Annotated in this window: 16 protein-coding genes; 13 read left to right on the plus strand and 3 right to left on the minus strand. The window is 68.8% G+C overall.

Annotated features, from left to right (window positions below; all coding sequences use genetic code 11):
* Positions 1–17 precede the first annotated feature (17 nt).
* The 4 genes from infB to ACFWUR_RS11130 all read left to right on the plus strand — a co-directional run bounded on the left by infB (position 18) and on the right by ACFWUR_RS11130 (position 5,013).
* The gene (infB, locus tag ACFWUR_RS11115) at positions 18–3,050 is read left to right on the plus strand and encodes a translation initiation factor IF-2 (protein ID WP_378905402.1); all 3,033 of its coding nucleotides are present in this window, start codon (positions 18–20) and stop codon (positions 3,048–3,050) included.
* A 91-nt stretch (positions 3,051–3,141) separates the two neighbouring features.
* Positions 3,142–3,435 carry a DUF503 domain-containing protein gene (locus tag ACFWUR_RS11120; RefSeq protein WP_056811534.1) on the plus strand — a complete coding sequence of 98 codons (294 nt, stop codon included), beginning with the start codon at positions 3,142–3,144 and terminating at the stop codon, positions 3,433–3,435.
* Positions 3,436–3,448: 13 nt separating this feature from the next.
* The gene (gene rbfA, locus ACFWUR_RS11125) at positions 3,449–3,895 is read left to right on the plus strand and encodes a 30S ribosome-binding factor RbfA (protein WP_378905405.1); all 447 of its coding nucleotides are present in this window, start codon (positions 3,449–3,451) and stop codon (positions 3,893–3,895) included.
* 119 nt (positions 3,896–4,014) lie between these two features.
* On the plus strand, positions 4,015–5,013 hold the full coding sequence (locus ACFWUR_RS11130; RefSeq protein ID WP_378905408.1) for a bifunctional oligoribonuclease/PAP phosphatase NrnA: 999 nt from the start codon (positions 4,015–4,017) through the stop codon (positions 5,011–5,013).
* Here the strand turns inward: ACFWUR_RS11130 and ACFWUR_RS11135 are convergent.
* Positions 4,997–6,190 (minus strand): MFS transporter, encoded by a 1,194-nt coding sequence (locus ACFWUR_RS11135; RefSeq protein WP_378905411.1) that lies wholly within the window; start codon positions 6,188–6,190, stop codon positions 4,997–4,999. The genes ACFWUR_RS11130 and ACFWUR_RS11135 overlap by 17 nt on opposite strands.
* A 297-nt stretch (positions 6,191–6,487) precedes the next feature.
* Between ACFWUR_RS11135 and ACFWUR_RS11140 the strand changes: the two genes are divergently transcribed.
* The 4 genes from ACFWUR_RS11140 to truB all read left to right on the plus strand — a co-directional run bounded on the left by ACFWUR_RS11140 (position 6,488) and on the right by truB (position 10,717).
* On the plus strand, positions 6,488–7,858 hold the full coding sequence (locus ACFWUR_RS11140) for an MATE family efflux transporter (RefSeq protein WP_378905414.1): 1,371 nt from the start codon (positions 6,488–6,490) through the stop codon (positions 7,856–7,858).
* 142 nt (positions 7,859–8,000) lie between these two features.
* Positions 8,001–8,957: a metallophosphoesterase family protein gene (locus ACFWUR_RS11145; RefSeq protein ID WP_378905417.1), complete on the plus strand. Its 957-nt coding sequence runs from the start codon at positions 8,001–8,003 to the stop codon at positions 8,955–8,957.
* A 156-nt stretch (positions 8,958–9,113) separates the two neighbouring features.
* Positions 9,114–9,785, plus strand: a complete 672-nt coding sequence (gene npt / locus ACFWUR_RS11150; protein ID WP_378905420.1) for a 4'-phosphopantetheinyl transferase Npt — start codon at positions 9,114–9,116, stop codon at positions 9,783–9,785.
* Positions 9,785–10,717: a tRNA pseudouridine(55) synthase TruB gene (gene truB / locus ACFWUR_RS11155; RefSeq protein WP_378905423.1), complete on the plus strand. Its 933-nt coding sequence runs from the start codon at positions 9,785–9,787 to the stop codon at positions 10,715–10,717. Before npt ends, truB begins: the two co-directional genes overlap by 1 nt.
* Before the next feature lie 28 nt (positions 10,718–10,745).
* Here the strand turns inward: truB and ACFWUR_RS11160 are convergent, their stop codons facing one another.
* Positions 10,746–12,215 (minus strand): FAD/NAD(P)-binding protein, encoded by a 1,470-nt coding sequence (locus ACFWUR_RS11160; protein WP_378905426.1) that lies wholly within the window; start codon positions 12,213–12,215, stop codon positions 10,746–10,748.
* Positions 12,216–12,373: 158 nt separating this feature from the next.
* On the opposite strand from ACFWUR_RS11160, the gene ACFWUR_RS11165 reads away from it, so the two are divergent.
* Complete coding sequence (locus ACFWUR_RS11165; protein WP_378905428.1) at positions 12,374–13,489, plus strand: LuxR C-terminal-related transcriptional regulator; 1,116 nt, start codon at positions 12,374–12,376, stop codon at positions 13,487–13,489.
* A gap of 69 nt (positions 13,490–13,558) precedes the next feature.
* Positions 13,559–13,981, plus strand: coding sequence for an EF-hand domain-containing protein (locus ACFWUR_RS11170; RefSeq protein ID WP_378905431.1), 423 nt, complete (start codon positions 13,559–13,561; stop codon positions 13,979–13,981).
* 2 nt (positions 13,982–13,983) lie between these two features.
* On the opposite strand, the gene ACFWUR_RS11175 is transcribed toward ACFWUR_RS11170, so the two are convergent.
* Positions 13,984–14,745, minus strand: a complete 762-nt coding sequence (locus ACFWUR_RS11175) for a metal-dependent transcriptional regulator (protein ID WP_378905434.1) — start codon at positions 14,743–14,745, stop codon at positions 13,984–13,986.
* A 101-nt stretch (positions 14,746–14,846) separates the two neighbouring features.
* On the opposite strand from ACFWUR_RS11175, the gene ACFWUR_RS11180 reads away from it, so the two are divergent.
* The 3 genes from ACFWUR_RS11180 (at position 14,847) to ACFWUR_RS11190 (ending at position 19,071) form a co-directional block, all read left to right on the plus strand.
* A complete protein-coding gene (locus ACFWUR_RS11180) occupies positions 14,847–15,815 on the plus strand; it encodes a bifunctional riboflavin kinase/FAD synthetase (RefSeq protein WP_378905437.1) in 969 nt (322 codons plus the stop codon).
* A gap of 126 nt (positions 15,816–15,941) precedes the next feature.
* Positions 15,942–16,211 carry a 30S ribosomal protein S15 gene (gene rpsO / locus ACFWUR_RS11185; protein ID WP_056811493.1) on the plus strand — a complete coding sequence of 90 codons (270 nt, stop codon included), beginning with the start codon at positions 15,942–15,944 and terminating at the stop codon, positions 16,209–16,211.
* Between the two features lie 589 nt (positions 16,212–16,800).
* Entirely contained in the window at positions 16,801–19,071 is a 2,271-nt protein-coding gene (locus ACFWUR_RS11190) for a polyribonucleotide nucleotidyltransferase (protein ID WP_378905440.1), read from the plus strand.
* The last annotated feature ends 152 nt before the right edge of the window (positions 19,072–19,223 follow it).

The raw sequence follows: 19,223 nt of genomic DNA on the forward strand, positions 1-19,223 counted from the left end.
TCTCAGTGAGGAGAGCAGTGGCAGGCAAGGCCCGCGTGCACGAGTTGGCTAAAGAGCTCGGTGTCACAAGCAAGGAACTACTCGCGAAGCTCAAGGAGCAAGGCGAGTTCGTGAAGTCGGCGTCCTCGACGGTGGAAGCACCCGTCGCACGTCGTCTCCGTGAATCTCTGGCGTCGAAGTCCGCTCCGGCGGCCGATGCCAAGTCGGCGGCCCGTCCCGGCCCGTCGTCGGCAGCAGCCTCAGCCCGCCCGGCTGGTGCCAAGCCCACCCCCGGCGGCCCCCGCCCCGGTCCGCGTCCGGCTCCGGCCGCGCCCGCCCCGGCAGCTCCTGCCGCGCCGGTCGCGCCCAAGGTCGAACAGGCCGCTCCGGTCGAGGCGAAGCCCGCTACCCCGGCACCCGCGAGCTCCGCTCCGGCCGCCGAGCAGTCGGCTCCGGCCACCAAGCCCGCAGGCGCTCCCGCGCCCGGTCCGCGTCCGGCCCCCGCGCCGCGTCCGGCCCAGGCTCAGGCTCCCGCCGCGGCTCAGACCCGTCCGGGTCAGGCCACTCCCGGCGCAGCGGCACCGGGCCCGCGTCCGGCCGGTCCCGGCCCGAAGCCGGGGCCGAAGGCTCCGCGCGTCGGCAACAACCCGTTCAGCTCGGCTCCCGATCGTGAGCGTCCCGCGCCGCGTCCGGCCGGTCAGGGTCAGGGCGGTCCTCGCCCGACTCCGGGTCAGGGTGGCCCGCGTCCGGCTCCCGGTCAGGGTGGCCCGCGTCCGGCTCCCGGTCAGGGTGGTCCCCGCCCCGGTCAGGGTGGCCAGGGTCAGCGCCCGGCCGCCGCGCAGGGCGGTGCCCCGCGTCCCGGTGGTCCCCGTCCCAACCCGGGTTCGATGCCTCCGCGTCCGAACCCCGGTGCCATGCCCGCACGCTCGGCACGTCCCGGCCCCGCGGCCGGTGGCCGTCCGGGTCGTCCCGGTGGCGCTCCCGGCGGTGGCGGCGCAGGCCGTCCCGGTGGTGGCGGCGGCGGTGGCGGTTACCGCGGTGGCGGTGGCGGTGCCCCCGGTGCTCCCGGTGCCGGTGCTCCCGCGGCCGGTGGTTTCCGTGGTCGTCCCGGTGGCGGCGGCGGTCGTCCCGGTGGTCCCGGTGGCCGTGGTGGTGCCGCAGGCGCCTTCGGTCGTCCCGGTGGCGCGGTTCGCCGTGGCCGTAAGTCGAAGCGGGCCAAGCGCGCCGAGTACGAGAACATGCAGGCTCCCGCCGTCGGTGGCGTGCGGCTGCCTCGCGGCAACGGTGAGGTCATCCGCCTCGCTCGCGGCGCGTCGCTGTCGGACTTCGCCGAGAAGATCGACGCGAACCCCGCTGCTCTCGTGCAGGCGCTGTTCAACCTCGGCGAGATGGTCACCGCGACCCAGTCGGTGAACGACGAGACCCTCGAGCTGCTCGGCGGCGAGATGAACTACGTCGTCCACGTGGTCAGCCCCGAGGACGAAGATCGCGAACTGCTGCAGTCGTTCGACCTCACCTACGGCGAAGACGCCGGCGGCGAGGACGACCTCGAGCACCGTCCGCCGGTCGTGACCGTCATGGGTCACGTCGACCACGGTAAGACCCGACTGCTCGACACGATCCGTAAGGCGAACGTCGCCGAGGGCGAGGCCGGTGGCATCACCCAGCACATCGGTGCCTACCAGGTGCTCACCAACCTCAACGACGAAGAGCGCTTGATCACCTTCATCGACACCCCGGGTCACGAGGCGTTCACCGCCATGCGTGCGCGTGGTGCGAAGGCCACCGATATCGCGATCCTCGTGGTCGCGGCCGACGACGGCGTCATGCCGCAGACGGTGGAAGCGATCAACCACGCACAGGCCGCTGACGTGCCGATCGTCGTCGCGATCAACAAGATCGACAAAGAGGGTGCAAACCCGGACAAGATCAAGCAGCAGCTCACCGAGTACGGCCTGGTCACCGAGGAATATGGCGGCGACACCATGTTCGTCAACATCTCGGCCAAGCAGGGCACCAACATCGATCAGCTGCTCGAAGCAGTGCTGCTGACCGCGGATGCCTCGCTCGACCTGCGGGCCAACCCGGACATGGACGCCCAGGGTGTAGCCATCGAGGCGCACCTGGACCGCGGCCGTGGCCCCGTTGCCACCGTGCTCATCCAGCGCGGCACCCTGCGCGTCGGCGACTCGATCGTGGCGGGCGACGCCTACGGTCGCGTGCGTCGCATGGTCGACGAGCACGGCGCGGACGTCCACGCGGCGACCCCGTCGCGCCCGGTGCAGGTCATCGGTTTCACCTCCGTCCCCGGCGCTGGTGACAACCTGATCGTGGTCGAGGAAGACCGCATCGCCCGTCAGATCGCCGATCGCCGCAATGCGCGCAAGCGCAACGCACTGGCCGCTCGCAGCCGCAAGCGGATCAGCCTGGAAGATCTGGATGCCGCACTGAAGGAGACTTCGGAGCTCAACCTGATCCTCAAGGGCGACAACTCCGGTACCGTCGAGGCCCTCGAAGAGGCGCTGCTCGGTATCGAGATCGACGACGAGGTGCGTCTGCGCGTCATCGACCGCGGTGTCGGTGGCGTCACCGAGACCAACGTCAACCTGGCGTCGGCTTCCAACGCGATCATCATCGGCTTCAACGTCCGCGCGGAGGGCAAGGCCACGGAGCTGGCCAACCGCGAAGGCGTCGACATCCGGTACTACTCGGTGATCTACCAGGCGATCGACGAGATCGAGAAGGCCCTCAAGGGCATGCTCAAGCCGATCTACGAAGAGGTCGAGCTGGGCCGCGCCGAGATCCGCGCGATCTTCCGTTCGTCCAAGATCGGCAACATCGCCGGTTGCATGGTCACCTCGGGCTCGGTCAAGCGCAACGCCAAGGCGCGCCTGATCCGTGACGGTCGAGTGATCGCGGAGACGATGACCATCTCCTCGCTCAAGCGGGAGAAGGACGACGCCACCGAGGTGCGCGAAGGTTTCGAGTGCGGTCTGACCGTCACCTACAGCGACATCAAGGACGGCGACATCATCGAGGCTTACGAGCTTCGTGAAAAGCCGCGCGACTGATCAACGCAATACCGTTCGACCCACGCCGCATCCGATTCGTCGGGTGCGGCGTGGGGTCTTGCGGGAACCGTCTACCAGGAGGTGAGCACCGCTGTTCATCGGTGCGCTCGAATTCGATCTACTGCTCGGTGACGTGCATTCGCTCAAGGAGAAGCGGTCGGTGATCCGACCGATCCTCGCCGAGCTACAGAAGCGCTTCGGCGTGAATGCCGCCGAAGCCGGAGATCAGGACCTACATCGCCGGGCACTGCTCGGTGTGGCCATGGTCAGTGCGGAAACGGGACACCTGAACGAGGTGCTCGACAAGTGTGAGCGGCACGTTGCCGCGCGTCCGGAGATAGAGTTGCTGGCAGTACGCCGCCGGATCTTCGGACCCGAAGACTAAGGGAGGTACCGCCATGGTCGATCAAGCCAGGGCACGCCGGCTCGCCAAGCGGATTTCCGCGATCGTGGCCACCGCGATCGAATACGAGATCAAGGATCCGCGGCTGCGGTTCGTCACCGTCACCGATGCCAAGGTGAGCGGCGATCTGCGCGAGGCGAACGTGTACTACACGGTGATGGGCGAGACGATCGACGCCGAACCCGACTACACCGAAGCCGCTGCAGGGTTGGACGCGGCCAGGGGTGTGTTGCGGTCGAAGGTGGGTGCGGGTACCGGTGTGAAGTTCACCCCGATCCTGTCGTTCACTCTCGACAAGGTGCCCGAGGTGGCCCGCGAGATGGAAGAGTTGCTCGCCAGGGCTCGCGCCATCGATGACGAGGTGGCCAAGGTCGCCGCCAACGCCAAGCACGCGGGCGAGGCCGACCCGTACAAGGCCGATCGCGAAGCCGAAGCCGAGTAGGCGGGCATGTCCGGTCAGCGCCCGGGGGCGGTAGCTCGAGTGACCACGTGGGGCGCCGAGTCGTGCCCGCCGGGCGCGGCCGGATTCGGCCGACGACCGGCGGCCGACGTGGACTGCCGATGACCAGCGTCCGAGGCGGGACCGAACTGGGCGCGGCGGTCGCCGCGTTGGCGGCGGCGCGTTCGGTGACGATCCTGTGCCACGTGCAGCCCGATGCCGACACCGTCGGTAGCGGGCTCGCGCTGGCCTTGGCGCTGCACCGACGCGAGGTACCGGTGTGCGTGTCGTTCGCCGAGCCCGCTGAGCTGCCGGCCTCGCTGCGCACGCTGCCCGGTGTGCCGTTGATCGTGCCGCCGGCGCGGGTGCCGAGAGAGGTCGACCTGCTGATCGTCGTCGACTGTGGCGCGCGCAGCCGTCTCGGTACTCTCGCCGACCGATTACCCGGCGCGGCGATGACCATGGTGATCGATCACCACCGGGCCAACGACGGTTTCGGCACCATCGACCTGATCGACGAATCCGCGGCCTCCACCACCGAACTGGTGACCCGGCTCCTCGACGCCTGGGGCGTGCGGATCGACGCCGCCATCGCGCACTGCCTGTTCGCGGGCCTGGTCACCGATACCGGCTCGTTCCGCTGGGCCCGCCCCGGCAGTCACGCCATGGCCGAGCGGCTGCTCGCCACCGGCATCAACGGCACCGAGATCACCCGTGTCCTGCTCGACACCCATCCCTACGCCTGGCTGCCGATGCTGTCGAAGGTGCTGTCCACCGCCGTGGTGGTGCCGTCCGCCGCCGGAGTCGGCCTGGTCTACGCACTGGTTCGCGCCGCCGACACCCACGATGTAGGCCCGGAAGAGGTCGAGAGTGTCATCGACGTCATTCGGACCACCGCCGAAGCGGGCATCGCCGCCGTGTTCAAGGAAGCCCGCGGCCAGAACGACCGCTGGACCGTCTCGCTGCGCTCGCGCGACTCCGCTCCCGGTCGCACCGACGGTATCGACGTCGCCGCGGTGGCGAGCGGCTTCGGCGGCGGCGGCCACCGCTTCGCCGCCGGCTACACCACCTACGGCAACGCCGACACCGTGGTGCGCGCGCTGGTCACCGCGCTGGGCTGATCCCCGAGCGTTGAATCGGGGCGAGGGCCCCGTCGTGGCGTAGGCGCAGAGCCAGGGGGACGCCGAGGATCGTGGCGACGGCGCAGAGGGTGAAGGCCAGGGACGGGCGGTCGACGAGCAGGCCGGTGAGGCCCGCGACGACGAGACCGCCGAGGTTGCCGGTCATCCAGATGAGGCCCGCCGCTGTGCCTTCGGCGGCACCGGTGTGGCGTTCGGCCATGGCCAGGACGATCGGCAGGGCGGGCAGCAGGGTCATGCCGATGAGGACGAAGGCCAGCAAGCCGGTTGCCAGGCCTGGGGCGAGCGCGACGAGGAGACAGGCGGCGGCGCTGGCGGTGAGGCCGACCATCACGGCACGCAGTTCCACGCCCCGGCGCAGGACCGCCACCGGTATCACCGCGCAGCCGACGACACCGGCGAGGACGTTGACCAACAGCACGATGCTGGCCGTGTCGGCGCTGACGCCGGCGGGCTCGAGCAGGGCCTGGCCGTAGGTCGCCAACGCGACGAAGGTGCCGAAGGGCAAGAACACCGCGACGCAGAGTCGGCGCACATACCGGTCGCCGACGGCCGTGCGGAGCGTGGCGAGCGAGGTGACGGTGCGCGGCGTCGGCCCGGTGCCCGCCCGCATCAGTTCGACGGTCAGCACGATCGCGGCCACGAGGGCGAAGATCGTTCCGACCGCGGTGAGTGTGGTGAGCTGGCTCGGCGCGGGGAGCGCGGCGCCGAGGACGAACGCCGCCGCCATCCCGGCGAAGGTGCTCGCGGTGCCGACCGCGATCCCGGTGGCCCGGTCCTTCTCGTCGAGGTAGTGCCCGGCGATTCCGGTGATCGCGTTGAGCACCAGCGGTTGTGCGACCGCGACGACGGTCTGACCGATCAGCACCATCGCGAAACCGCCGTCGAGCAGGCGCAGGGCGGCGCCGACCGCGGTGAGTACCGCGCCGGCGATCAGGCTCGGCCGGAACCAGCGATCCAGCGCGATCCCGGCGGGCACCGCGAGGACCACGTAGAGCAGCGGGAACATGTTCGCCAGCCACCCGACCGCGGACTCGGAAACACCGAAGTGCTGCGCCGCCACGGTCGTCACCGGCGCGTAGGTGAGCCACACCAGTTGGGTCGCCGCACCGACCAGGGCGAACGCCGTGATCACCCGCCATCGCTGCACAAGGTCCATGGTCGATCCTGAGTTGTTCGGGCGAATCCGGGCGTCCGCTGGGCGTCGTCGTTCCACCCGAGTTGGGCGCACGACCAGTAATGGCGCTCATCCTGCCTGCCGTCGGCCCTTCGTGGTTGCGCTTTCGCGTTCCTCGGTGGGCGGAGTTCGTGCGGCTGTCGATCGGTGCTCGTCGCGGGCGCCCGGCGAGGTCGTGTTGTGGCACTTCGTGGGCGAGCCGAGCTGTCGGTGCCCTGTGCCACCATCGTCGGGTCGGCAGCGTGCGCGGCGAGGGTCGTAGGACTGTGGGAGGTCGGTGTGGGGTCCGCTGAACCGCTGGAGGAAGCCGTGACCGACGGCGAGGTCGACCGGGCCGGGCCACGGCGCATTCTCGGTATCGCCGTGCCCACGCTGGGCGTGTTGGTGGCCGAGCCGCTGTATCTGCTCTTCGACATCGCGGTGGTCGGCCGGTTGGGGGCTTTGGCACTGGCCGGGCTGGCTGTCGGCGCCGTGATCCTCGGGACGGTGAGCACCCAGCTCACGTTCCTGTCCTACGGAACGACAGCGCGCGCGGCCCGCAGGCACGGTGCGGGCGACCGGCTCGGCGCGGTCGAGGAAGGGGTGCAGGCCAGTTGGGTGGGTCTGGCGGTGGGCGTGGTGATCGTCGCGGTGATCCAATTGTTCGCGGTGCCACTGTGCTCGGTGCTCGCCGGCGGTGGCGAGATCGCCGACGAAGCGCTGGCCTGGGTGCGGATCGCGCTGTTCGGAGTGCCGTTGATCCTGCTGTCGATGGCAGGTAACGGGTGGATGCGCGGTGTGCAGGACGTGCGACGGCCACTGACCTATGTGGTCGTCGGACTGGCGCTGTCCGCGGTGCTGTGCCCGGTCCTGGTCTATGGATTGTTCGGCGCGCCTCGGATGGAGTTGGCCGGTTCCGCGGTGGCGAACCTCGTCGGGCAATCGGTCTCGGGCGTGCTGTTCGCGTATGCCCTGCTGCGCGAACGTGTTCCGCTGCGCCCACAACCGGCGGTGATGCGCGCTCAACTGGTGCTCGGCCGCGACCTGATCGTCCGCAGCCTGTCCTTCCAGATCTGTTTCGTCTCCGCCGCCGCGGTGGCCGCCCGGTTCGGCGCCGCCTCCGTCGCGGCCCATCAGATCGTCCTGCAACTCTGGAACTTCCTTGCCCTGACCCTGGATTCACTCGCCATCGCCGCCCAGACCCTGGTCGGCGCGGCCCTTGGTGCGGGAAACGCGCACGGCGCCAAGGGCATCGCCCGCAGGGTCACGGTCTGGTCGGAGATCTTCGCCCTGCTCCTGGCCGCGGTGTTCGCCGCGGGCGTGACCGTGATCCCCCTGCTGTTCACCGACGACCCCCAGGTTCTCGAGCGCACCCACGTCATCTGGTGGTTCTTCGTCGCGATGATCCCGGTCGCCGGTGCGGTGTTCGCCCTCGACGGCGTCCTGCTCGGCGCGGGCGACGCTGCCTTCCTCCGTACCGCGACCCTCGTCGCCGCCCTGACCGGTTTCCTGCCGCTCATCTGGCTGTCGCTGATCCTCGACTGGGGGGTGGCGGGAATCTGGTCCGGTCTGGTGGCGTTCATGCTGCTGCGCTTGGTCGCGGTCCTGGCCCGGGCGAAGTCGGGCCGCTGGGCTCGAGTGGGGGCCGACATACCGGGTGGGGCGGCGTGATTGAGCAGTACCTGTGTGGTGGACGGGTGGCGGGAAGCGGGAGCGGTTTCCCGGGCTGCTCGACCTGCTTGTCGTCGAAGCCTCGGAGGCTCGGGGGTGAACCCGCCGCAGTCGCGTGCCCGGAGTGTGCCACTGTGGACAGGTGATTCCGAAGTTGATGGCGGTCAGCGATGTGCACGTGGGGCACCAGGGCAACAAGCCTGTGGTGGAGCAGATCGTGCCCGACTCGCCCGAGGACTGGCTGATTGTCGCCGGTGACGTGGGGGAGAAGGCCGAGGAGGTGCGGTGGGCGCTGGAGTTGCTGCGCGCCCGCTTCGCCAAGGTCATCTGGGTGCCGGGCAACCACGAGCTGTGGACCACGCCGAAGGATCCGGTGCAGATGCACGGGGCCGCCCGCTACGACTATCTCGTCGCGATGTGTCGTGACCTCGATGTGGTCACCCCGGAGGATCCGTTCCCGGTGTGGACGGGCCCGGGCGCCGAGAAGTACGGCGGACGGGTCACCCTGGCGCCGATGTTTCTGCTCTACGACTACTCGTGGCGACCGGCGGGCACGAAAACGAAGGCGGAGGGTTTGGCGCTGGCGCGCGAACGCAATGTCGTGGCGACCGACGAGTTCCTGCTGACTCCCGACCCGTATCTCACCCGCGACGCCTGGTGCCATGCCCGCGTCCAATACACCCAGCGCCGCCTCGACGCGCTGCCCCCGGAAACCCCGCTGGTGATGATCAACCACTTCCCGCTGGTCCGCCAGCCGACGGAAATCCTGTTCTACCCCGAATTCTCCCTCTGGTGCGGCACCGACCTGACCGCCGACTGGCACACCAGCTACCACGTGGTCTGCTCGGTCTACGGTCACCTGCACATCCCCCGCACCACCTATTACGACGGCGTCCGTTTCGAAGAGGTCTCCCTCGGCTACCCCCGGGAATGGAAACGGCGTGGCATGCCGGAACCGCTGCTGCGCCAAATCCTGCCCGATCCGGTGTACGCCGAAGGTGACCTCAACGCCTGGGGTGGCCACTTCAAGGTGACCCCGGAGATGGAAGCCGCGGCCGCGGAAATGCGTCAGAAGGCCGAGCGCAGACGCGGTATCTAGCAGCGAATTTGCACGAAATCGTGATGCCTGATTTCGTAGAACATCGGTAACTCACCGGGCACGAGCACATCGCCACTCCCGGTACCGCCGGACCCGACGCTGACCCCCACAGCGCCCGGGTCCGGCCCTGAATACGCGGAGAGGCGGAACAGCGCAGTGCTGGAGAGGATATTGCCGAGGAGTGTGGCTTCGGCGGAGTTGCTGGTGTTCCCGGAGGACTTGACGGCCCATCCCGCCGAGGAACACCTCATCGCCAAATCGGTGGAGAAGCGCCGCCGCGATTTCATCGGCGCCCGCCACTGTGCCCGTCTCGCGCTCGAACAGCTCGGTGAGCCGCCCGCCGCGATCGGTAAGGGTGAACGCGGGATGCCGCTGTTCCCGCGCGGCGTCGTGGGCAGTCTCACCCATTGCGAGGGCTACCGTGCCGCCGCGATGGCCCACGCCCTGCGTTTCCGCTCGGTCGGTATCGACGCCGAACCGCACGGCCCGCTGCCCGACGGCGTGCTCGATTCGGTCAGCCTGCACGCCGAACGTGAGTGGCTCTCGGCCACGCCCGGGGAGGGTCTGCACCTGGATCGACTGCTGTTCTGCGCGAAAGAGGCCACCTACAAGGCCTGGTTTCCGCTGACACTGCGCTGGCTCGGTTTCGAGGACGCGCACATCAACTTCGAGATCGATTCCCGGACAGCGGATTCCGGCTCGGGGACCTTTCACACGAAATTGCTCGTACCCGGTCGGACGAACGACGGCGGCGCCGCGCTGACGGAGTTCGACGGCAGCTGGTTGATCGCCGACGGGCTGATCCTGACCGCGATCGCGCACGGCTGATGGCGGCGCGCGTGTCGCGGGTGGGCGAGCTCGGCGGTCTGGTGATCGTCGACAAGGACAGCGGGCTCACCAGCCACGATGTTGTGGCGCGCAGCCGAAAGGTGTTGCAGACCAAGAAGGTCGGCCATGCGGGCACCCTCGACCCCATGGCCACGGGGGTGCTGGTGCTCGGCGTGGAGCGGGCCACGAAACTGCTCGGCCAATTGCTCCTCACCACCAAGGCCTACACCGCGACGATCCGCCTCGGCCAGGCCACGAACACCGACGACGCGGAGGGGGAGATCACCGCGACCACCCCCGCGCTGCACGTCACCGACGACGAGATCGAGGCCGGCGTCGCCGCCCTGACCGGCGATATCGAACAGGTGCCCGCCACGGTGAGCGCCATCAAGGTCGACGGCGAGCGTGCCTACGCCCGCGTGCGCGCCGGGGAGGAGGTGCAGTTGGCCGCCCGCCCGGTGACGGTGTCGCGCTTCGACGTTCTTGCCCGCCGTGACGTGGCCGACGGCGAATTCGTCGACCTCGACGTCGAAGTCGAGTGCACCTCGGGCACCTATATTCGTGCCTTGGCTCGCGATCTCGGCGCGGCCCTCGGCGTGGGTGGTCATCTGACCGCCCTGCGTCGCACCCGAGTCGGCCCCTTCACCCTCGAGCACGCCCGGACCCTCGAGGAACTGGCGGCCGCCGCCGAAGCGGGGCAGCCGCTGCTCAGTCTCGACATCGACACCGCTGTCCGCACGGCCTTCCCGCAGCGTGAGATCGACGAGTCCCAGGCCACCGACCTGCGCACCGGCCGCTGGCTGGAACCGGTCGGGATGAAGGGTGTCTACGCGGCCATCGACCCGGCAGGCCGTGCGATCGCCCTGCTGGAGGAAAGCGGTAAGCGCGCGGGGTCGGTCATGGTGGTCCGCCCGCGAGGTATCGGCGACTGACTCGCGGGCTTGTCCCACCGCCCTCACGTCAGGAAGGTCGGGATGGGGCTACCGATTCGGGTTCTTTCACCAGATGCTCCGACAGCGCTGCCGCTTCGGCGGCGAGGCCGGGTGGGTTGGTGGCGATGAACATCGACTCCGCTGCCAGGTTGCCGAGGACGTGCCAGTTGCCCGAGCGCAGTGCGCGGGTTCGTGGTTCGGAGCGCAAACCACCGGTCGGGGCGAATTCCGCAGCGCCGCTGTCGAGAAGCTGAGCGATCAGCGACGCGGTGTCCGGTGGGGTGACGTAGGCGGGCGGGTTGACGGCGTTGATGACGACGTCGGCGGTCCAGGTGGATCTGTCGGTGATCGTGAACCCCGCGTCGCCGGCCGTGATCGCGGTGGCTCCGGTGCGCAGCCGGACCTGACCCGAATCCAGAAGGTTGCGCAGAAGTGTCGCGTTGTGCGGGACCATCGGCGAACTGAGGCTGCTGATGGTACGGAAGTATCGGGTGCGCAACAGTTCTCGGTCTTCGGTGGCCAGCGCGGGCCACAGGATCGGGCCCAGTGTGCGGATCGCCATGGTGAGCAGGCGCCTGGCGAGCAGGGGGGAGTCCACCTCGCCCAGTTGTCGGCGCAGTCGTCGGGCGGGATCCTCGGTGTCGGTGGTGCCGATCTCGTCGGCGAAAGTGTCGAAATCCTCACCCAGCTCGGTCAATTCGTCCCGAAACAGCGCGATGACATCGGCGAACGCGACCGGACCCCGGCGCGCCAGATCCAGCGCGGCGGCCGGGGTCAGGTGACGGGGCGCCAGCGGTCGTGGTCGCTGCTGGACGAACGGCAGGACGCCGGTGCGCGACAGGAGCGTGATCGGCCCGCGATGGCCGTGTGTGGTCAGGGCGACGGCGATGTCGACGGCGGTGAGGCCGCTGCCGATCACCGCTACCCGGGCGTCGGGTCGCACCTCGGTGAGCGTGTGCGCCAGCGGGTACGGCTCGGTGAAATAGCCGGGTGCGCCGAGGAGGTCGTACTGGTCGCGGGGGCGACCGCTGCCGACACAGAGCACCACCCGGTCCACCGGATGCGTGGTGCCGGCCGCGGTCCGCAGCACCACGGGCTGATCCTGCGCGAGGCCGGTCACCCAGTCGTTCACCACGGTGATCTGCCACCCGTCGCGTCGAAGGCGGTCGATCGACGCGCGCGCCGTCTGCTCCAGGTACTGCCCGTACAGCGCGCGCGGCACGATCGGCTGCCCCAGGCCGGTGTCGAGGTATCGCACCGCCTCCGGTCGCCGCGCGAGCCACTGCTGGAAATGCCCGCGATCGTCGGCCCGCACCGACATCAACGCCGGTGGGGCGTTCACGCGCACCGCGGGGACGTCGCGCTGATAGGCCCGGCCACGCCACAGCGCCGCCGATCCTTCGAACACGGTGATCGTGCCCGGTGTCGCGTCGGTACCCGCGAGCGCGTCGAGCAGCCCGACCGCGGCCACTCCCGCACCGATGACGGCGATTCGCATATCGACTCCTGACCTTCGGACGGCATTGCCGTACACGTTCTTTCGATGGCGTGTCGCTGACCGGCACGCTCGGTGTTCAGCGTGGTCGGATGCGCGCCGCCGCGACATCCCGCGTTTGCGGGATGGTCCCGGTCGTCGAACCCGATGACAATGGGTGCATGACTGCCCCGGCTTCGCCCTCGATGACCGCGCTGCTGGCCGGGATCGCCGCCGCGCCGGACGCGCACGAGTTGTTCACGCGAACCTCGACCCGACTGCGCCGGAGCGTGGGCTTCGATGCCGCGGTGTGGGTGGCCACCGATCCGGTCAACGGGCTGACCACGGCTCCGGTGCGGGTGGAGAACCTGCACGAGGGCGGCTGCGGAACCTACTGGGAGTCGGAGATCTTCGCCGAGCACGTCAACCTGTTCCGCGATCTGGCGGTGGCGCCGGTGCCGGTGGCCGGGTTGCGTGCGGTGACGGGAGACCGGCCGTCACTGAGCCCGCTGTATCGAAATTTCATGCGGCCGCGAGGTTTCGACGACGAGCTGCGGGCCGTCCTGCGCGTCGACGGGCAAGGGTGGGGTCAGGTGAGCTTGTTCCGCGAGCGCGGCAGGTCCGCGTTCGACGCCGACGATGTCGCGGTGCTGCGATCCTTGTCGGCGCCGATGGCTCGACGGCTACGCGGTTTCGGACGACCGGGCACCGGGGGCTCGGGCAGCGTCCACGCGCCCGGTCTGCTGCTGTTCGGCGCCGACGGCGCGCTGCTCTCGGTGAACGACGAGGCGCGCGCACTACTCGCGCTGATGCCGCCCGGCCCCACCACGACGACCGACGCCGGGCTCGAACTGCCGCTGCCCGTCTGGATTCTCAGTACGGCGGGTCGGGCGCGGCTCACCGGCGACAGCGCGCGCATCCGCATCCGCACGCCGACCGGCCGGTGGCTCAGCTGCCACGCCTCCTGCCTACGCGGCCCCGGCGGCGAACCGAGTACGACCGCGCTGGTGATCCAGCACGCGACCCCCTCCGACGTCGCGACCCTGGTGATCGCGGCATACGAACTGACGCACCGAGAACTGGAGGTCACCGAGCTCATCGCCGCGGGGTTGTCCACCGCGGCCATCGCCCGGCGCCTGCTCGTCTCCGTCCACACGGTGCGCGACCACGTGAAGGCCGTCTTCGACAAGACCGGGGTGACCAGTCGCGGCGAACTCGTGGCGACACTGTTCACCGAATACCGGCAGCCACTGGTCGACACGTGCACGCTGCGAGTGCTCGACGGACACGCGAGCTGAACCATCCGCCTCGTCGCATCCGTAGAGTGTTGGCACGGCCAGTGTTCGGCCGCGAAAGAGGTTCGTGAGATGAGTGCAGATCCGGTCGACACGTTCACACTGTGGGACCGCGACGGTGACGGACTGGTGTCGGTGGACGACATCGCCACCGGAATCCGTGGCGCCGGAATCGAAGTCGACCGGGAGGCCATCGAACGCATGGTCGCCGCCGCCGACACCAACGGCGACTTCCTCGTCTCCCGCGCCGAATTCGACGCCGCCGTGGTCGCGGGGCGCATCGAGGTCACCGACGCCGACGCGGCCTTCCGGGTCTTCGACAGCAACGGCGACGGTCGCATCTCGCTCGTCGAATTGGAATCGTTGATCCGCCACGTCGGCGCGGGCCGGATCGACGAGCCCGCCGCCGACCTGCTCGCCGCCGCGGACCAGGACGGCGACGGGTACCTCTGCCTCGCGGAATTCCGGGTACTGCTCGACTTCTTGTCGCGCTGAACCTAAGCCGTGAGCCAGATGGCTTCGGCGGCAAGGGTTCCCAGTTCGGTCGGGCCGTCGGCCGAGGCGATGTGAACGGCGATGGTGCCGGCGAAATCCCGGCGTTCGGCGACTTCGATGGTGGTGTCGAGGGCGATGCCGACGGAGTCGAAGTAGCGCAGCATGGCGGGGTCGGAATCGGAGATACGGGCTACCCGACCGGATTCCCCTGCCGCGAAGTCGCTGAGTTGGCGGGCCGGGGGAGTGGGCACATCGCCGTCCGCGGAGGGGATGGGGTCGCCGTGGGGGTCGCGGTCGGGGTGGCCGAGTTTCGCGTCGATGCGCGTCATGAGGAGGTCGGAGACGGCGTGCTCGAGGATCTCGGCCTCGTCGTGGACCTCGTCCCAGCCGTAGCCGAGTTCGTTCACCAGGAACGTCTCGATCAGGCGGTGGCGGCGCACCATCGCGACCGCGGCGCGACGGCCGTGCTCGGTCAGGGTGATCGCGCCGTAGCGGGCGTGCTCGACCAGGCCCTGATCGGTGAGCTTGCGCACCGCCTCCGACACCGTCGAGGCCGACACGCCGATCCGCTCGGCCAACAGCTTGGTCGACACCTTCTCCTGCGACCACTCCTGCGCGGTCCAGATGACCTTCAGATAGTCCTGCGCCACCGCCGACAGTTCGGGCGCGATCGTGGCGTCGAGTTCGGCCTGCTCGGCGGGCTGCGTCAGCACGCTGCGGGTCGCGACATCTCGTTTAGCTGGCACATCACCAATGTTAGGCATCCCTGGGCCGAATGACACATCGGCGAACCGGCACGGCGCGCACCGGTGATCCGGTCACACCGGAATTCTGTTCGGGCATCGCTTTGCGTAGGCTTCGCTCTGTGCAGAGATGGCGAAGTCTCGACGACGTGCCCGCGGACTGGGGGCGTTGCGTTCTCACGATCGGCGTGTTCGACGGGGTACATCGAGGGCACGCGCAGCTGATCAGCCGCGCGGTTGCCGCGGCGGGCAAGCGTGGTGTGCGCTCGGTGCTGATGACCTTCGATCCGCACCCGATGGAAGTGGTGCGACCCGGTTCGCATCCCGCGCAGCTGACCACGCTGACCAGGCGCGCGGAACTGGCGGAAGAACTCGGGATCGACGTTTTCTGCGTGATGCCGTTCACCCAGGACTTCATGAAGCTCACCCCGGGCGAATATGTGCACGATCTGCTGGTCGAACGTCTGCACGTCACCGAGGTCGTGGTCGGCGACAACTTCACTTTCGGTAAGAAGGCCGCGGGCACCGTCGACACGATGCGCGAACTGGGCGAGCGGTTCGGCTTCGAGGTCGACGGGGTGACCCTGCTCGGCGAACACGCCGTCACGTTCTCCTCCACCTACATCCGCGCCTGTGTCGACGCGGGCGATATGGCCGCGGCCGCCGAGGCACTCGGGCGCCCCCATCGCGTCGAAGGGGTCGTCGTGCACGGCGACGGACGAGGTCGCGGGCTCGGCTTCCCGACCGCCAATGTCGCTCCGCCGATGCACGCCGCGATCCCGGCCGACGGGGTCTACGCGGGCTGGTTCACCGTGCTCGGGTCAGGCCCGACGATCGGGAGCGCCGCACCCGGCGAGCGGGCGATGGCCGCGATCTCGGTCGGGACCAACCCGACCTTCTCGGGTCGCTCACGCACCGTCGAAGCGTTCGTCCTCGACGGTGAGGCCGATCTCTACGGCCAGCACGTCGGTGTCGACTTCGTCGAACAACTGCGCGGGATGCGCAAATTCGACACCATCGACGATCTGGTCGAGGCCATGGGCCGCGATGTCGAGGCCGCGCGCAAGATCCTCACCGCCGCCGACGCCTGAGCCCGATTCGATCGCGCGTTCGGGGGTCCGGTAAGGTGAATCCTCGGGTTTGCTGCGGTCCGCGGTGGCGCCCATCCCGGGTAACCGGACCTTCGAGCGCGGAACTGAAAATAGGAGTCGAGCCACATGGCGCTGACCACTGAGCAGAAGTCGGCAATTCTCGCCGAGTACGGCCTGCACCCCACCGACACCGGCTCGCCGGAGGCGCAGATCGCGCTGCTGTCGAAGCGGATCTCGGACCTGACCGAGCACCTGAAGCAGCACAAGCACGATCACCACACCCGTCACGGCCTGCTGGCCCTGATCGGTCGTCGTCGTCGCCTGTCGAAGTACCTGCAGGCCAACGACATCAACCGCTACCGTTCGCTCATCGAGCGTCTCGGCCTGCGCCGATAGTTTTTTGCGGCTGGCGCCGCGGGTTTTCGGCCTCGTAACCCCGAATCCGAGGGGCGATACTGCGCCTTCGGCGTTACGTCTCGCCCCTCGGATCCGGGGCGGCCGAAAACGTTGTGGTTGCGTGAGGAGTCCGTAGCGGGTTCGCTCGGGTGCGTTTGCTCCACTCGTGGGGGTGGGCGGTTCTTACGCTGAGTTCATTTGACACGCCTCCCTGTGGAGGCGGTCGGCGAGTAGCCAACGAGAAGAAGTACACTTCTTCTCGTTGGCTATTCGTGTATTCGGGGACCATCGGGTTCCCGGCTGCATTACAACATGTGACAGCCGTGTGCATCCGTCCGCGTGGCGTCGGTCTTCGGTAGTGGCCTTTCGGCAGGCGTCTTTCTCGCCGCCGTCGGGCTTCGATCGATGACCGCCTCCGCGTCGCCGCTTCCAAGGGGATACGGCCGGGTGCTGCGCGTGGCAGCCAGGAGGGTTTCCACGTGTCCGTGTCCGGTACGGCTGACGACAGCTGGGTTCGCGCCCACCAGGCGAAAAGTACGCCTGGAAACGGCAGCGCGACCAGCGAGACGAGAGGTCGAGAGAAGAACATATGACGCAGACAACTGAACGCCCTACGACTGCGGTCGAGGTCGAACCCGGTGTTTTCGAGTCGGTCGCGCTGATCGACAACGGTAGCTTCGGCACCCGCACCATCCGCTTCGAGACCGGCCGTCTGGCCAAGCAGGCCGCCGGCTCCGTCGCCGCCTACCTGGACGACGAGACCATGCTGCTGTCGGCGACCACCGCCGGCAAGTACCCCAAGGACCAGTTCGACTTCTTCCCGCTCACGGTCGACGTCGAAGAGCGCATGTACGCCGCGGGCCGTATCCCCGGCTCGTTCTTCCGTCGCGAGGGCCGCCCCTCCACCGACGCGATCCTGACCTGCCGCCTGATCGACCGGCCGCTGCGCCCGACCTTCATCGACGGTCTGCGCAACGAGATCCAGGTCGTGGTCACCGTGCTGAGCCTGGACCCCAAGGACCTGTACGACGTGGTGGCGATCAACGCCGCCTCGGCGTCGACTCAGCTCTCGGGCATCCCGTTCTCCGGCCCGATCGGCGGCGTCCGCGTCGCCCTCATCGGTGAGCAGTGGGTCGCGTTCCCGACCGTCGAGGAGCTCGAAGGCGCCGTGTTCGACATGGTCGTCGCCGGCCGCGTCACCGACACCGGCGACGTCGCCATCATGATGGTCGAGGCCGAGGCCACCGACAAGGTCATCGCGCTGATCGAAGACGGTGCGCAGGCGCCGACCGAGGCCGTGGTCGCCCAGGGTCTGGAAGCCGCCAAGCCGTTCATCGCGCGCCTGGTCCGCGCCCAGGCCGACCTGGCCGCGCTGGCTGCCAAGCCGACCCAGGAATTCCCGCTCTTCCCGCCGTACGGCCCCGACGTGTTCACCGCCGTCGAAGGCACCTCGAAGGTCGAGCTGAACGAAGCCCTCGGCATCGCCGACAAGCAGGCCCGTGAGGCCCGCATCGACGAGATCAAGGCCGAGGTGCTCTCCCGCCTGGGTGAGGACTTCACCGGTCGTGAGAAGGAACTGGGGGCCGCGTTCCGCTCGGTCACCAAGAAGCTGGTGCGCCAGCGCATCCTCACCGACGGTTTCCGCATCGACGGCCGCGGCCTGGCGGACATCCGTGAGCTGTCGGCCGAGGTCGACGTGATCCCGCGCGCCCACGGTTCGGCGATCTTCGAGCGTGGCGAGACCCAGATCATGGGTGTCACCACTCTCGACATGGTGAAGATGGCCCAGCAGGTCGACTCGCTCGGCCCGGAGACCTCCAAGCGCTACATGCACCACTACAACTTCCCGCCGTACTCCACCGGTGAGACCGGTCGCGTCGGTTCGCCGAAGCGTCGCGAGATCGGCCACGGCGCGCTCGCCGAGCGTGCGCTGATGCCGGTGCTGCCCTCGCAGGAGGAGTTCCCCTACGCCATCCGTCAGGTGTCGGAGGCGCTGTCCTCGAACGGCTCGACCTCGATGGGTTCGGTCTGTGCCTCGACGCTGTCGCTGCTCAACGCCGGTGTGCCGCTGAAGGCGCCGGTCGCGGGTATCGCCATGGGCCTGGTCTCCGACACCATCACCAACGACAAGGGTGAGGACGAGGTCCGCTACGTCGCCCTCACCGACATCCTCGGCGCCGAGGATGCCTTCGGCGACATGGACTTCAAGGTTGCCGGCACCCGTGACTTCGTCACCGCCCTGCAGCTGGACACCAAGCTCGACGGCATCCCCTCGCAGGTCCTCGCAGGTGCGCTGAACCAGGCGCACGACGCGCGCACCACCATCCTGGACGTGATGGCCGAGGCCATCACCGACCCCGACGAGATGAGCCCCTACGCCCCGCGCGTGACGGCCATCAAGATCCCGGTCGACAAGATCGGCGAGGTCATCGGGCCCAAGGGCAAGATGATCAACCAGATCACCGAGGAAACCGGCGCCAACATCTCCATCGAAGATGACGGCACCGTATTCGTCGGTGCGACCGATGGGCCTTCGGCCCAGGCCGCGATCGACATGATCAACGCCATCGCCAACCCGCAGCTGCCCAAGGTCGGTGAGCGCTTCCTCGGCACGGTCGTCAAGACCACCGCCTTCGGCGCGTTCGTCTCGCTCCTGCCGGGTCGTGACGGTCTGGTGCACATCTCCAAGCTGGGCAACGGCAAGCGCGTGGCCAAGGTCGAAGACGTGGTCAACGTCGGCGACAAGCTGCGCGTGGAGATCGCCGATATCGACAACCGCGGCAAGATCTCGCTCGTCCCGGTCGAGGACGAGGCAGCCGCCGAGCCGGCCGCTGTCGAGGAGACCGCCGACGCTGAGTAAGCGTCCCCGCGGCAGCTTCTGACCGCCGAAACCCCCGCCGTGCCACGGCGGGGGTTTTGTCGTTTCCGGCGTCGGAGTCATGCGTGATCTGGATCACGAAGATGCAACGGTGATGCAACGTTGTATCGCTTAGTGTGTCCGGACACAGCAAG

The sequence above is a fragment of the Nocardia sp. NPDC058633 genome, from assembly GCF_042717045.1.
Lineage (GTDB): Bacteria > Actinomycetota > Actinomycetes > Mycobacteriales > Mycobacteriaceae > Nocardia.